We start from the raw sequence: 15,689 nt of genomic DNA on the forward strand, positions 1-15,689 counted from the left end.
TTTATTTTCAATATTATCTCCCTTTATCAGGGATTTTCACAAGAATAACTCTACCATATTTTAGAAGGGTTGTCACGTCCTTTATGTGAGGAATCCCAGTCTTCAGTCCCCCTCCTCATTTACTGGAAAATAGGGCGATAAAATGTTACAATAACAAGGTCAATTAAATCCGCTTACAACCGGGGCCGCTTAACGGCGGGCGCCTGCCCTGCATACAAAGGAGTTGGAATATGAAGAAACTGGCAATCGTGGCATATCAGGAATATACGGGCCATCAATACGCGGAGACGCTCGAAAAGCTGTTCGGAACCTCTGTGGAGGTGGCGTTTTATTCCATCTACAGTGATCTTTTAAAAAACCTGGAGGCCGATATTGTCGTGGCGTCCACCTATACCGTCTGCGAACTGTTGAAACAGTATGTACCCGATTTCGACAACATTACCATCGCTAACATCACGCTGCAAAAGAAGTCTGTCGCGCGGCTCCGGGCGATCCCGGAGGGGACGCAGGCATTGCTTGTGAACGTTTCCCTGCAGGACGCCATTGATACCATATCCCTGATTCACAGGTGCGGTATCAAGCATATTGATTTTGTCCCGGCCTATCCGCCCATTTCACCGGATCTCTCCTGCGGCCTGGCCGTCACTCCCGGTGAGATAGACCTGGTTCCGCCAGGGGTTAAAAAAGTGATCGATCTGGGTGAGCGGGTACTGTCGATGAAGACCATTATTGAAATAGCCATCCGCCTGAATACCATCGATGTACTGCACCGCCCCATCTTCCGGCAGTACTTCGACAGCATTATTTCCACCGACACCAGTGTCCTGGGAATGCTCGATCAGATTAATTTCCTGGAACAGCAGCTCAAATTTGTGACGCAGGTGTTTGATTCCGGCATCATGAGCCTGAACGAGCAGGGAGACATCATCTATGTCAACGATTCCGCCGCAAGGCTCATCGGGCAGCCGCCCCAGCATATGATAAGAAAACATCTGCACCAAGCTCTGCCCCCGCTCTGGGACAGCAAAACGCCAATGGCCGTTAAAGACAAGGTCATCACCCTGAATTCCAATGTGCTTATCGTATCCGTTTACCCGGTCGAATATACCTCCGTACAGCAGGGATACATTGTCCTTTTAAAAAAATTCACGGATTTGGAACAGGAGCAGTATAAGATACGCAGGCAGATTATGGCCAGAGGGCATGCGGCAAAATACACGTTTGACGATATCGCCGGTGACAGCCTGGTGATCCGCCAGACCAAACAGCTCGCCGCCAAAATGGCGCGCTCCAATTCCTCCGTATTAATCTACGGCCAGACCGGAACCGGAAAAGAGCTGTTTGCCCAGTCGATCCACAATGCATCACCGCGCAGGAACTTTCCTTTTATCGCCATCAACTGTTCAGCCATTCCCGAAAGTCTCCTGGAAAGCGAGCTGTTCGGCTATGCGGAGGGAGCTTTTACCGGAGCCAGAAAAGGCGGAAAATCCGGTTACTTTGAGCAGGCCCACGGAGGCACGCTCTTCCTGGATGAGATCAGCGAGATGAATATCCACCTTCAGACCCGTCTGCTGCGCGTCCTTCAGGAAAAGGAGATTACGCGCATCGGCGGCGATTCCGTGATCAATGTGGATGTCCGTATTATCGCGGCCTCCAATATCAAACTGAAAACACTGGTCAACCAGTCGGCCTTCCGAAAGGATCTCTACTACCGCCTGAACGTACTGAGCATCCAGATTCCGACGCTGGATGAGCGCAGGGACGATATCCCGATTCTGGTTGAAAAGATGAAGGAGGGGCTGCATGCCGCTTTTTCCCTGACGCAGGATGCCGTGGAACTTCTTCAGAACGTTCATTTTGAGGGGAATATCAGGGAACTTCAGAATCTGGTGGAACGGCTCAATTACTCCGACCGCCAGGTCATTGACGCCGATGAATTAAAACGGTATCTGGATCAGGACGTATTCGGTACAGACAGCGCCAGCCTGCAGGACATAGAAATAATAGAACGTTTTATAAAGGAAAACAGCCATCAGGCGGACCGCATTTTCCCTGTCCTTTCCGTACTTCAGACAACGTGCCGCAGCAGCCGAAAGCTGGGCCGGAAGACGGTTTTGCAGGAACTGGAAAAAAGCGGCGTCTATTTCTCCGAGCAGGAGATACGGACCATTTTCCAGACCCTTGCATTCTACCGCCTGATCCGGATCACGCGCGGGCGGGGCGGAACATGCATTACGGACCTTGGTATGAAGGCATACTACTATATCATGGAAAAAGGAGCGGCTCAGACCGAGTCGCCCCAATAACGGTAAAAGAAATTTTCTGCATTGCGGTAACAGATAAGCTCTGTCAGCCGTTCGGAAAAGCCATCCCTCTCCATGGCATTTGCAAGTTTTACGATCTCTTTTACCCCATCGATTTCCAGTTCAATATCCATACCGTCAAAGTCGGCGCCGATTCCCAGCACTTCCTCGCCGCCGATGTTGATGATATGGCGGCAGTGGCGGAGCATATCCGGGATGCGGCTCACCGGATCCCCGGATAAAAAGTCGGAGTAGAAATTAAGTCCAATCATGCCTCCGCGGTCTGCAATCCGTCGTATCATATCATCGCTTAAGTTGCGGCTCACCGGCCGCAGGGCGCGGGCATTGGAATGCGTTGCCATCACCGGCCTGTTTCCATACCGCATAACATCCTCGAATCCTTCGTCCGACAGGTGGGATACATCCGCTATGATTCCCAGCTCATCCATCCTGTTTAACGCCTCCAGTCCGAATGCCTTTAACCCTCTTGGCTGGGACTGTGCCGCGCAGTGGGGATAGCCCAGGCAGTTTTCATGGTTCCAGGTCATGTTAATCACCCGTATGCCTTTTTCGTACAGTTCATCCAGGCGCTCTATCCTGTTTTCCAGAACCCCGCCTTCCTCCAGCGTCAGAAATCCCGATATCACTCCCTGCTTCTTATTCTCGGCATAGTCCTGAAAACTTCCTGCAAAACGCACTTTATCTTCGTATTCACAGGCCTGCTGCCGGAACAGATCGATCATGCCAAGCACATCCTGATAATGGCTCCCCAGACGCGGAGGCCTTTTAAGATTCAGAAAGCAGGCAAACATCTGGGCAGTGTAACCGCTCTGCTGCAGCGTTTTAAGCGATACGTGGCATTTATTTTCCCATAAATCCCCCAGCTCCGTTCCCTCCTGGTAAAACAGGCGGTTTAAGGTATCCGCATGAAAATCAATGAAATGCATTTCTTACTGCTCCTCTCCCATTTTTAAAATGTGAACTGATCTCTGGCCGGAAACAGACCAAACAGGCCGCCCGTATGAATAAACAAAATATTCTTACTGTCGGAAAAACGTCCCTTTTCGAACTCCTTCGTAAATCCGTACAGACATTTACCAGTGTAGACCGGATCTAATATGACGCCTTCCTTGCGGGCAAAGTCACGTATAAAGTCGAGTTCTTCTTTTTGGCTGAGCGCATATCCCCTTCCGACATAACCATCCAGAATTTCGACTTCCTCCGGACGGATCTCAACCGGTTCATCCAGATACCTCCCGGCCTCCTCCACGATCTCGGAGACGCGTTTTTGAAAGAATTCCGCATCGTCGCAGACATTGACTCCTGCGATCCGTTTGTTCAGTCCGTACAACCGGTTTGCAAGACAAAGTCCGGCAAATGTCCCGCCCGAACCCACGGCGTCTATGATGGTGTCAAAGGTGACGCCAAGCAGTTTCTCCTGTTCCATGATTTCCTGCATACAGGTAAGATAGCCGAAGGTACCGATTCCGTTTGACGCACCCTCGGGAATGATGTATGCCTTATGTCCTGCAGCGTTGTATTCCTCCGCTATTTCTTCCATAATTTCACTGCGCCTGGAGCGGTAGCTCTCCGCATCGATAATGCGCACATCCGCCCCCAGAATCTTATCTATAAAGTAGTTTCCGTCTGCCGGCGGTTCCGGCTCACCGTTTCTGAGCACCAGACAGCAGCGAAGTCCCAGCTTGACTGCAACCGCCGCCGTGGCGCGGCAGTGGTTGGACTGGAGCCCTCCGCAGGTGATAAGTGTGTCGGCCCCCATATTGACTGCCTCCCCGACGGAATATTCCAGCTTGCGGATTTTATTGCCCGAGAACTCCATTCCCGTCAAATCGTCACGCTTGATAAAGACGGAAACGCCAAGCTCCTGTGAAAACCGGTTCAGCATTTCAATTCTAGTCGGCAGATTCGCCATAGGGACTCTGTTTGGAAAAGGTTTCATCATTATTTCCTCCTGTTATATTGATTCGCCTCCTGAGCGGCGCTGTACCCGAATCCTGGGTTACAGCACAAAATGGAAAAACCGGAGGACTTCATAATAGTCATTATGTTTAAATTCAACGGTATGTGCATCCGTCTTATAAGCGCCCGGGTAATAGGAGGCGTGTTCCGCATCATAATGTCTCTGATAGGCTACGGTGACCCGGAATTCAGGGGGCAGGGGACTCATCGGCCCGCCATGGCCCACCCTCAGCGCCCTCTCCGCGGCATCCTCCAGCATCCGTTCCACTACCGCCGGATGCAGGCTGGCAACGGCTCCTCCGATTCCTATCTTCGTGCAGCACGTCACAATCTTTGGGTTCGCAAACGACGCCTTGTCGCAGATTCCGGCATCTCCTGATACAAAGACCGTGGGAATTCCAAGATAAGCGGCCGCATAGGAAAACAGAGTCATCTCCGACGCCGGGGCGCCGTTGACGGTGATCTCCCTGATACTCCGGCTGCTGATCGTGTGGGCCATCGGATTTCCATTCTGTCCGGCTGCGTCGTGATAGCCCACGAACATCACGGCATCATAGCTTTTATTAATGCCTCCCACCATGGAATACGGGTTTTTCACTTCCCCGCGTATCAGCGTGACCGATTCCGGCAGATACTCATGCATAATATTAAGCCCATATCCGTGTGCATCCTTGACCGCCACAAAATCAGCTCCGGCAGACAGCGCTCCGCGGCATACGGCGCCCACCTCTTTACTCATCTGGATCATGCCCCTAGTATAGAGCTGCGGATTATCGTTGCCGGCCTCCGTAAAGGATGCCAAATCCGCAATGCCTTCAATGTCTGCGCTGATAAATACTTTCATCGCTTTTCTCCTTCCCATGGAATCCGGCAAATCTCCAGAATCTCATGTTTTATCTCATACTCGTCTGCCTTTAAGGCCCGGTGTCCGTACTCACACTCGCCGTACTGGTTATCGGTCGGATCCTGGCGCATATGCTTTTTCGGCGGTGTAAACTCATGCTGGAATGCAGAATTGGCAGGCATACGGAACGGATCCAGATTCCCGAAGTAAAAGCGTCTTCTCTCTTCGTTGCCGGCCCGGTGGGAACTGCCCCCGAACGACAAATCGGCAAAAAGCCAGCCGTAGGGAGCCACGTAGAACTGTGCCCAGTCATGGCCGCCGATATCATAAGGCGCTGCAAACAGACCCGATTGCCACCTGGCGGGAACCCCTCCGTAACGGCACAGCGTGATGAACAGTAATGCCTGAATGCCGCAGTCTCCTTTTTGGTTTATGCCGGCATACTCTGCGATATTCCTGATGATGCTGTATTTTCTCACATAGGAATATCTGACGTTCAGCGTAATATAGTCATAAATTTTTCGGGCTTTTAAAAGCGGATTTGTCTCTTCCCCCACAACCTCCTCATACAGACTGCGGATAAACGGCGTATAAAGGATATGAGGGGCCTGTTCTTCCAGACAGAAGTCCGGCTGTTTTGCCTCCACCATGCCGGGATCCGGTTCCGTGTACGCCACATGGTTCTCATATTCATACTCAACGGTAAACGTGTCTCCCTTTATATAAGGCCTCTGAAAGCAGACGGTCCGGCTCTCAAAACCCTCCGGTGCGATTACCGCGTCTGTTGGGATCCCTATCAGGCGGATCTTTCTCACCTGCGTTCCCGCATTGGGTATAGGCAGGTGCACGGTAATCCGATCCCCTGCATCCTCCTCTCCCTTCACCTTCAAGGTGCTTCTGATATGAATGCGGTAAGCGTTTCCCCCCTGCTCCTTCATATCGTTCATATTCCGGTTGAGAACCGCCTGCTTTTCCTCCTGCTCCTCCGGTTTCTGCGGCACCGCCAGTCTGTCTGTTACGGGATGCCGCACCTTCAGAAGGTTCTCATAGAACGTGCGGATAAAATACATCTTCCCGTCACTGTAGATCCAGTCAAATACGCCCTGTTCAATCAGATCTTCAAACTCCTCCCCGGTAAAATCACGGATGTTCAGGCAGAGGACGGCCAACGCCTCCTCATAGGAAACTGGATATTCCGCCTCCCAGATTGGGAGCTGTGCTTTCTGAAGCTCCAGACACTTTCTGAGAGCCCGGGGAAGTTCCCCCTCAAGCCGTCTGTTGATCAGCTTAACCGCCTTTGAAAAATACCCGGCCTCCAACTGCCTTCTGATATCCTCCGGAAGCTGCACGGACAAATACTTTATCTCTTCCAACATGTCAAGTTACCTCCCTCTCTTAAAACTGTTAAAACTGGGTGAACAGCGCGCCGAACCCGCCCGAATGAAGATAGCAGGCGCTGCCGTTTACGGTTCCGTTTTCCACTGAATCCACCATTCCGTACAGGGTTTTACTGGTATAAACTTTTTCAATAAAAATGCCCTCTTCCTTAGCCAGATCGTAAATCTGATCCACCGATTCCTTTGTGGGCCTGCCCCATCCCTCTCCTCTGTATTCCTCGTGGACGGTATATAGCTTTTCAAAGCAGAATCCTTCAAGCTGTCCGGTCAGCTGCTGCAGTTCTCCCAGAAAACCACTGAGGATTTCTTCCAGTTCCGCTTTTTCATGCTCAACCGTCACAACATGTACGTGAAAGGGCGCCCCGGTCAAAGCCGCGCCGAATATGGCTCCGGCCGCCAGCCCCCCGTTTCCGCCCGGAACAAAGAGATGGTCAAGCTGCAGTTCCTGTGCCCCGCACTGATCACAAAGTTCCACAACGGCCTGGACATATCCCAGAGAGCCAAGGGCCGTCGATGCCCCATTTTTAATCAGGTAAGGATGCCTGCCCTGATTCTCAAGCTCACGGCAGAACTCCTCCACATACGCCTCCCTCTCGTGATCCGGCATATCTCCAATATAACGCATGTCTGCACCGGAAAGAACATTGAGAAGCTGGTTTCCTTCCATCCGCTCCGGCCTGACGTCATTGTGAATAATGATGCAGTCCAGATTCGCTTTGTTGCATGCAGATACGGCGAGGGCGCAGAGATTCGACTGGCATTTTCCGGAGGCTATCACAACGTCCGCTTTTTTCCGTACCGCGTCGCCCAGAAGATATTCCAGGTTTCTAATCTTATTTCCTCCCGCTCCCAGTCCGGTGAGGTCATCCCTCTTGATATACAGGGGAAAACGGGATCCTGTTTTTTTCTGTATGTTTTTCACCTGGTGCAGCGGGGTTGGGAACGTTCCTAACTCCAGACGGTGAAAATCAGCCAAAACATTTTTTGCTTGCCGGGTATTCATATCCATCTCCATTCCGCCGCCGACGCAGGCGGCCTGATTATTTCAACTTATATAGTCGCGTCTTAAAATACCGGTCCATCCGGGGGACGGATCGTGTCACACCAGGTGGCAGGCCACAAAATGGCCTCTGGCAGCTTCTTTAAACTCCGGCGCTCTATCCCTGCACTCATTCTTTGCATAAGGACAACGGCTGGCAAATTTGCAGCCTGCCGGTGAATTCAGGGGACTCGGAACATCCCCTTCTAAAAGTATCTGGCCGGACTGTCTGGACAGAACCGGATCCGCTATCGGGATCGCGGAGAGCAGCGCCTTTGTGTAGGGGTGCTGATTATGGTTATACAGTTCCTCCGTTTCGGCTATCTCCACCAGACTTCCCAGGTACATAACGCCGACACGGTCCGATATATGGCGCACCATGGAAAGGTCATGGGCCACAAACAGATAGGTTAACCCCAGCTCCTCCTGCAGGTCTTCCAACATGTTGATTACCTGTGCCTGAATCGACACATCCAGAGCCGAGATCGGCTCATCGCAGATAATAAACTCCGGATTGACCGCCAATGCCCTGGCTATGCCCACGCGCTGGCGCTGGCCTCCTGAAAATTCATGGGGATAACGGCTGGCATGATCCTTGTTCAGCCCCACCCGTCTCAACAGCTCCAGAATATATTCCTCCCTCTGCTTTCCGGAGCAGATGTGGTGGATATCCAGGGGTTCACCCACGATGTCCGCCACCGTCATACGCGGATTCAGGGATGCGTACGGATCCTGGAAAATCATCTGTATTTTTTTACGGTACGGCATGAACTCCTTTGCATTTAAATGGGTGATATCGGCGCCGTCATACCTTACGCTTCCCCCGGTCGGTTCATAGAGGCGGCTTATTGCGCGGCCCGTGGTCGTCTTTCCGCACCCCGATTCGCCGACCAGGCCGAATGTTTCGCCTTTGTCGATAAAAAATGATACATTGTCTACGGCTTTTACATAGGAAATCTTCTGTTTTACCACGCCCTTGACCTTTTTAAAATACATGCTGAGGTTTTCCGCTTCAATCAGGTGATGCTGTTCCACGCCTCACACCTCCCTTCTGATTTTCATACTTATCTACTACAGGCGCCCCGGGATGGCAGAGCCAACACCGGACGGCATGCTCTTCCCCTCTGTGGAATTCCGGTACCGTCCGCTCCCTGCAGACACCCATGGCAAATTCACAGCGGGGGTAAAACGGGCAGCCTGCGGGAGGCTGCAGCATATCCGGGGGAGTTCCTGCAATCGACTGCAGCCGTTCCCTGCTGCCTCCGGCCTTGGGAATAGATTTTAAAAGTCCCATGGTATATGGATGAAGCGGGGAATAAAAAATGTCTTCCACCGTTCCAGTCTCCATAATCTGTCCCCCGTACATTACGATAATGCGGCTGCATGAGCTTGCCACAACTCCCAGATCGTGTGTGATCAGGATAATCGAAGTATTTGTGCGTTCCTTCAGATCATTCAGGAGGCGGAGGATCTGGGCCTGGATCGTCACATCCAGCGCCGTGGTCGGCTCGTCCGCAATCAGAAGTTCGGGATTGCAGGACAGCGCCATGGCAATCATGACTCGCTGGCGCATACCGCCGGAGAATTCATGCGGATAACAGTGGATGCGTTCCTCCGGGTCGGGGATTCCGACCAGGCGCAGCATTTCAACCGCCCTTTCCATCGCCTGTTTTTTGGACAGTTTTTCATGTTCTAATACGGCCTCACTGATCTGGCTGCCAATCGTGATCAGCGCATTCAGGGAGGTCATGGGATCCTGGAAAATCATTGCTATTTTGCTGCTGCGCATTTTCCGAATCTCTTTTTTATTCTTTTTAAGCAAATCCTCACCGTGAAAAAGGATTTCCCCTCCCATAATCCTGCCCGGGTGCTGTAACTGCATAATCGACAGGGAGGTCACACTTTTGCCGCTGCCGGATTCGCCGACAATACCTACCGCCTCGCCCTTCCGGACCGAAAAGCTTATATCACGGATTGCCTTGACCTCTCCCACATGGGTAAAGAAAGAGGTTTTAAGGTTTTTTACCTCTAATAATTGTTCTTCCATGAAAATCACCTCTCTTTACTTTCTCTGTTTCGGGTCAAAGGCATCCCGCAGACCGTCGCTGAACAGGTTGAATGCCAGGATTGTGACGGAGATGGCGATGGCGGGGGTGAGCATCTGGTACGGATAGACGTATATTCCCGGGAGCGCGTCGTTGCAGAGTGTACCCCAGGAGGCCATCGGAGCGGAAACGCCGAGTCCGACGAAGCTTAAAAACGCCTCCGTAAAAATTGCATTGGGAATCTGCATTGCAATGGCTACCATGATGGCCCCCATCATATTGGGTATCAGGTGTTTGACGAAAATACGGCGCGTGGACGCACCCAGTATTTTTGCCGCCAGCACAAACTCATTGTTTTTTAAGCTTAGAACCTGTCCGCGCACAATCCGGGCCATTCTGACCCAGTAAGTGAGCCCGAGGGCGATAATAATGGATTTCATGCCGGGTCCAATCACAACCATGATGAGAATTACATACAGCATCATCGGAACGGAATCCACCACATCCACGATACGCATCATCACATTGTCTACCGTGCCGCCCTTATAACCGGCAAAACAGCCGTAAAAGACGCCTATCACAAAGTTGACGAGGGCGGCAAAGACACCGACCGTCAGGGACATCCTGGCTCCGTATATCACGCGGATAAAAAGGTCCCGCCCCAGCGAATCGCTTCCTAAAAGATAGGTCTTATTCCGCAGAGTACGCGTTTCGTTCATGGCGCGGCCGTCGTATGTAATGCTGCATTTTTGTATCTCTTCTTCCAGAATTCTTTTGGCTTCCGCCAGGGAAATAAGCGGAGTTTCCTCCCCGCCGTCCAAATATCCTGTCAGATAAGAGGCTGCCGACGTGGGAACGCAGTCTCCCTCCGCTGCCGAATACTTCTTTTCCAGTTTCCGGTATTCCTTCAATGCCTGTGTATACATACTGTAATCGATCGACAGTATTTTTCCGTTCAGGTCAAAGGTGCTTTTTCTGGCTATCGTGTCTTTATACGTGGGCTGCAGAAGCTCCACCAGAGTTCCGTCGGCCGCCACTTCAACCACATCGTAGTTTTGTGTGATATAGATATTGCGCTCATTGGCCTCATCGGAGAGGGGGTAAACCTTAAGCACCGGAGGGATATTGGAGAGCGTCAGGTTCTGTTCTGCGTAACTGTATTTCCAGAAAAAAGGAATAAAGACCGCGCAGAGAACCAGAATAATGATGACGGCCATGGATATCATCGCAGTTTTGTTCTGTTTAAGCCGTCTCCAGCCATCCTGCAAAAAGGTCAGGCTCGGTTTTTCAATTTTTTCAGAATTCTTTTCACCCAATTCCAGAGGCTCCCAAAGAGAGTCCGGAATCTGTTCTATGTTATTATCCATGTGCACTCTCCTAGTCGTATTTGATTCTCGGGTCTACAAAAACATACATGATATCCACAATGAGCGTGCATACCACTAAAAATACGGCAAAAAATACCGTAATTCCCATGATCAGCGTATAATCACGGCTGAGGATACTCGTTGTAAACAGGCTGCCGATGCCTGGAATTCCAAACACCTTTTCAATGACAAATGAACCGGTGACAACCATGGCAACCATCGGGCCGATATAAGTTACAACAGGCAGAATTGCATTGCGCAGCGCATGCCTGGTGACAACTTTAAACTCGGAGATTCCCTTGGCTCTGGCCGTCCTTATGTAATCCTGGTTCAGCTCCTCTATCATGGAAGTCCTCATCAGGCGTGTGACAAAGGCCATGGAAAACACGGAGGTAACCAGGACAGGGCCGATATATCCCTTCCAGTCCGCCACGCCGAATGCGGGAACCAGTCCCAGAATCTTGCTGAACAAAAACAGATACAGCGTCGCAAATACAAAGCTCGGAATCGTGGAACCCAGGGTCGATAACACCATCAGGAAACGGTCCACGAACCGGTTCTGTCTGAGTGCGGCCAGGATTCCTGCCGCGATACCGAAAATAATTATCAGTATGGACGAATAAATGCCAATCCGCAGGGAATAGGGGAAACCGGCTGCAATTATCTCATTGGTGGAAAGTCCCACTTTAATATAGGAAATGCCAAAGTCACCGTGAAAATAATCCACCAGGTATTTAAAATACCGTTCATACAACGGCCGATCCAGGCCGTACTTTGCATTCATGGCCTGTTGGAGTGTCACATCGAGAAATTTTTCGGAATCCAGAGGGCTGCCCGGAATTGCGTTCATCAGTACGAAGGTAATCGTCATGATAAACCATATGGTTATAAGCGCCGCCAGCACCCTCTTTATAATATATCTGGCCAAATCATTCCCTCCCTCAAAAGAGATCGGGAGCGCCCGCCCGGCGGGCGCTCCCAAACCTTCCTTACAATCAGTCTACAAATTCTGCATTGCGGAAAATCCAGTTGCCGGTCTTGGAGAACTCCACATTCGTAACAACATCCTCATTAATCAGCGCTTTCAGTACATAGTAGTAGATCGGGCAGGCGGGAGCCTCTTCCATCAGAACGGTCTCGGCTTGTGCCCAAAGCCCGTCTCTCTCTGTTCCCTGTGCCGCCATGGCTGCCTGATAAGCATCTTCAAATGCCTTCTGTCCCGGGTTCAGGGTATGGTCGTGAGGGGCGCTTGGATGTTCCGCATATCTCCACTGTGCATAGCATCCGGAATCCAGCTTAAACTGTTTCATCATCTGGCTGGCGTCATAATAGCCTGCGCTCCAGCCCGAGAGGCTGATATCGTATTTACCGTCTGCTTTTGTCTGCAGGGCTACGCTCTTATCTTCATTGCGCAGTTTCACGGTAATGCCGAGATTTTCCTTCCACATCTGCTGGATGGCCTCACAGATTTTTTTATCACTCTCTCCGGTGTAGTATAAAAGCTCAAGTTCAGGGAACCCTTCTCCGTCCGGAAAACCAGCTTCCGCGAGAAGCTGTTTTGCCGTATCGACGTCTGCGGAATCGGGTGAAATGCCGAATACCGGCTCAGGCAGACCGTTGGCCTGCAGTGTGCGGTAGGAACTGCCGTCCGTCTTCTGTGTCGTAATAGGAAGGAAACCGCTGGCAGGTATTTCTCCGGAGCGTGTTATCTGATCCGTGATCAGCTTGCGGTTGATGGCAAGGGTGAGGGCGCGGCGGACCCTGACATCGCTTACCGGATCCCTGTCCACGTTAAAATCAAGATATTTTGTTCCTGTAAGAGGTGAAATATACAGGTTGGGATCTTCCGCCAGGAGCGTCGGGATCTCTTCTGCCGGGATTACTTCGGTACAATGGATATCTCCTGCTTTATAGCCCTGAAGGGATGTGTTTTCATCGTTGATCATGATTCCCTTAATGGCCGGCATCTTGATACTGTCTGCATCATAATAGGCGTCGTTCTTCACCATCAGGATATGGGAGCCGATCTGGTATTCACCGAGGATGAACGGTCCGTTAGAGATAAAGGTTTCCGGGCGTTTTTCCCATCCCTCACCGAGATCCACGCATTTTTTATTTACCGGACAGTAAATATCGGCTGAGATACGGCTCAAAAAGAACGGAGCCGGGTTCTTAAGTACCACTTCGAAGGTATAATCATCCAGGGCGTGCGCCATCACTTCCTCGGCCGTACCGGTCCCGGCCAGATACTCGGCGGCTCCGACCACATAGTCGGTCACACCGGCTGCGGAAGGTGATGCTACGGTCGGGTCGCAGAGACGTCTCCAGGTATATTCAAAGTCGTGGGCCGTCAGAGGTGTTCCATCCGACCAGTTGGACTTACGCAGGTGGAACGTATAGGTCAGGCCGTCGTCGGAGACATCCCAGCTCTCGGCCACTCCCGGTTCTATGCCGTCCGCACTCTGCCTGGTCAGTCCCTCGAACATAGAAATGGTAATGTACTCGGAAAGAGTTTCCGAACTGAGGGTAGGATCCCAGGTTTTAGGCTCACTTCCCATATTCCATATGAGAGCCTGCGGCTTCTCTGCTGCAGAAGCTGCCGGAGCCGCGGTAGATTCCGCCGGGGCCAGCCCGGAAGTTTCGGGGGCGGACGATTTCTGGCTGCATCCCGCCAGCGCACCGCCAAATACCATAATTGCAAAAATACCGATTAACATACTGCTTTTTCTCATAAAAACCTCCTTATTTGTTTTTGATAAAGGAAGACCTCCGGTCTCCGCAAAACCCATTCTGATATTTATAAACAGAGCAATATGTGTGCCAGATTTATCTAATATCTTAATTAAAAAACAAATATTATTTTATAACAGTATGTTTTATCATTCTTTTGATAGGTAAAATTATTTTTTTATCAGTATGTTAAATCATAATTTCACGAAATAAAAAGAAGACAAATTATATTTTTTTGCATTTTATATGGTTATTAATTTTAAATATATAACCATATAAAACCATTCTGATGCTCCACAGCCTTTCACGGATAATCATAAAAGCACTTTCCTATGACATAGAAAAACCCGGATACCGCCACATTCAAAAATGTGTGCGATATCCGGGTTCTCTGTTATCCTGCCGACAGCACGCGTTTTCCGCGCTACTCTTCCAGTACCTGAATTTCCAGATAATCAAAATCAATGGATTCTATAAAGTTGTCACTCGTAAACCGTGCCTTGTCATGACGTTTGAATTCCCCGACCGTAGCGTCCAGCCAGACCGGATGCCCCAGATCGAACTGGTAGCATATCTGATCCACAGCGTCAAAAATCATGGCCGTTCTGGACATGGAATAGTCGCCATTGCAGATTACCGTGTCCTGCAGCATTCTGTTATCTTTAAATATTTTTCCCCACAAGCGGAACATGGCAGGTCTCCTTTTGTTGTGTAGTTTTGATAGAATAGTATCAGTCTTCTTCCGGCTCCATATCCATCCATTCTTTTCCCTCTACCATACGTGTTACCATCATGGATGCAACCGTATCGCCCGTGGCATTGATCCAGGTTGCAGGAGGATCCACAAGAAATCCGATCGTTGCAATGATTGGGAATGCTTCCGGCGGGAAGCCGAACAGGTTGACAATCAGCATCTCGCCAATCAGCCCGCCGCCTGGGACACCGGACATAACGACACCGCCCAGAATCGCAATGCAGACACAGGTAATGTAGGTGCCGATTCCCGAGAAATCCTGACCGAAGATGCCAAACAGGAACGATATCTTTAAGATAGAGGAAAGGCAGGTTCCGTCCATATGCATCGTCGCCCCGATAGGAAGCACAATATCCCTGATGTCCTTCGGCACGCCGATGGTCTTCGCCGCATCCAGGTTAACCGGAAGCGTGGCGATGGAGCTCTGGGTAGCCAGGGAAGTTACCGAGGCGTTCAGAATATTTTTGAAGAACTTTCTCGTTCCTTTCTTCCCTCCGGCAAAATACGAGTATGCCGCAAATGCTGCGAAGAAATACACGATACACAGCGGATAGTAAATAATCATCGCTTTTGCGTAGGATCCCAGAAGCTGGGGGCCAAACTCGCCGATCAGGGATGCAAAATACGCTCCCAGTCCGATCGGCGCATAATACATAATCAGTGAAATCATTTTCATCATGACTGCGGAGAGTGCCTCCAGGCCTTTTGCAACCATGCTGTTATTATCTTTTCCCGTAAGGCTGACACATACGCCGAACAGGACGGAAAAACAGATTAGCGGCAGCATATTGGCCTTGGAGAGCAAGCCGGAGAAATCATTCACCGTGAGCGCTTTTACAATCTGCTCTCCCAGGTTGACGCTGTCCAGCGAATCCGGAGCCGTGAGGGCGATGTTGACCCCCTCTGCCGGCGGGAATATCTTCACCATCACAATAATAGCGACAGACGCGATCGCTCCCGTCACAATGAAAACTCCCAGCATATAGCCCAGGATTTTCCCGAGGCGCCTCATACTGAGCATATTTCCGACCGCACTGGAGATCGTGATAAATACTAACGGCACCACCGCACAGAACATCAGATTGATAAAGATATCCCCTAACGGTTTTAATATTACCGCTTTGTCACCAAATACAATACCTATAATACTGCCGATTGCAATACCCGCAATCAGCGTCAGAGGAAAACGATAATTTTCCCAGAATGTTGATTTACTTTTCTCCATACCCC

At 50.6% G+C, this 15,689-nt stretch carries 13 protein-coding genes; 1 reads left to right on the top strand and 12 read right to left on the bottom strand.

Features of this window, described 5'->3' with window-relative positions:
* Window positions 1-230 precede the first annotated feature (230 nt).
* Window positions 231-2,306, top strand: coding sequence for a sigma-54 interaction domain-containing protein (locus EJL91_RS07780; RefSeq protein ID WP_125141391.1), 2,076 nt, complete (start codon window positions 231-233; stop codon window positions 2,304-2,306).
* Here EJL91_RS07780 and EJL91_RS07785 read toward each other — a convergent pair.
* From EJL91_RS07785 to EJL91_RS07840, 12 genes are all read right to left on the bottom strand, one after another.
* The gene (locus EJL91_RS07785; protein ID WP_125141392.1) at window positions 2,285-3,250 is read right to left on the bottom strand and encodes a dipeptidase; all 966 of its coding nucleotides are present in this window, start codon (window positions 3,248-3,250) and stop codon (window positions 2,285-2,287) included. The two genes, EJL91_RS07780 and EJL91_RS07785, sit on opposite strands and share 22 nt — an antisense overlap.
* A gap of 23 nt (window positions 3,251-3,273) precedes the next feature.
* Window positions 3,274-4,266, bottom strand: coding sequence for a D-cysteine desulfhydrase family protein (locus tag EJL91_RS07790; protein ID WP_341466971.1), 993 nt, complete (start codon window positions 4,264-4,266; stop codon window positions 3,274-3,276).
* Window positions 4,267-4,323: 57 nt separating this feature from the next.
* The gene (locus EJL91_RS07795; protein ID WP_243125272.1) at window positions 4,324-5,127 is read right to left on the bottom strand and encodes a M55 family metallopeptidase; all 804 of its coding nucleotides are present in this window, start codon (window positions 5,125-5,127) and stop codon (window positions 4,324-4,326) included.
* The gene (locus tag EJL91_RS07800; protein WP_125141394.1) at window positions 5,124-6,503 is read right to left on the bottom strand and encodes a transglutaminase-like domain-containing protein; all 1,380 of its coding nucleotides are present in this window, start codon (window positions 6,501-6,503) and stop codon (window positions 5,124-5,126) included. Before EJL91_RS07800 ends, EJL91_RS07795 begins: the two co-directional genes overlap by 4 nt.
* A 28-nt stretch (window positions 6,504-6,531) precedes the next feature.
* Window positions 6,532-7,527, bottom strand: a complete 996-nt coding sequence (locus EJL91_RS07805; RefSeq protein ID WP_243125273.1) for a 1-aminocyclopropane-1-carboxylate deaminase/D-cysteine desulfhydrase — start codon at window positions 7,525-7,527, stop codon at window positions 6,532-6,534.
* 96 nt (window positions 7,528-7,623) lie between these two features.
* Window positions 7,624-8,559: an oligopeptide/dipeptide ABC transporter ATP-binding protein gene (locus tag EJL91_RS07810; RefSeq protein WP_164516823.1), complete on the bottom strand. Its 936-nt coding sequence runs from the start codon at window positions 8,557-8,559 to the stop codon at window positions 7,624-7,626.
* Between the two features lie 16 nt (window positions 8,560-8,575).
* Window positions 8,576-9,610, bottom strand: coding sequence for an ABC transporter ATP-binding protein (locus EJL91_RS07815; protein ID WP_125141397.1), 1,035 nt, complete (start codon window positions 9,608-9,610; stop codon window positions 8,576-8,578).
* Window positions 9,611-9,625: 15 nt separating this feature from the next.
* A complete protein-coding gene (locus tag EJL91_RS07820; protein WP_125141398.1) occupies window positions 9,626-10,975 on the bottom strand; it encodes an ABC transporter permease in 1,350 nt (449 codons plus the stop codon).
* Window positions 10,976-10,985: 10 nt separating this feature from the next.
* Window positions 10,986-11,903 (bottom strand): ABC transporter permease, encoded by a 918-nt coding sequence (locus EJL91_RS07825; RefSeq protein WP_125141399.1) that lies wholly within the window; start codon window positions 11,901-11,903, stop codon window positions 10,986-10,988.
* Between the two features lie 67 nt (window positions 11,904-11,970).
* Window positions 11,971-13,707 carry a peptide ABC transporter substrate-binding protein gene (locus EJL91_RS07830; protein ID WP_125141400.1) on the bottom strand — a complete coding sequence of 579 codons (1,737 nt, stop codon included), beginning with the start codon at window positions 13,705-13,707 and terminating at the stop codon, window positions 11,971-11,973.
* A gap of 422 nt (window positions 13,708-14,129) precedes the next feature.
* A complete protein-coding gene (locus tag EJL91_RS07835) occupies window positions 14,130-14,396 on the bottom strand; it encodes a hypothetical protein (RefSeq protein ID WP_125141401.1) in 267 nt (88 codons plus the stop codon).
* Window positions 14,397-14,436: 40 nt separating this feature from the next.
* Complete coding sequence (locus EJL91_RS07840) at window positions 14,437-15,684, bottom strand: dicarboxylate/amino acid:cation symporter (protein WP_125141402.1); 1,248 nt, start codon at window positions 15,682-15,684, stop codon at window positions 14,437-14,439.
* Between the last annotated feature and the right edge of the window lie 5 nt (window positions 15,685-15,689).

It is taken from the genome of Clostridium transplantifaecale (assembly GCF_900626075.1).
In the GTDB taxonomy this organism is placed as follows: domain Bacteria; phylum Bacillota; class Clostridia; order Lachnospirales; family Lachnospiraceae; genus Otoolea; species Otoolea transplantifaecalis.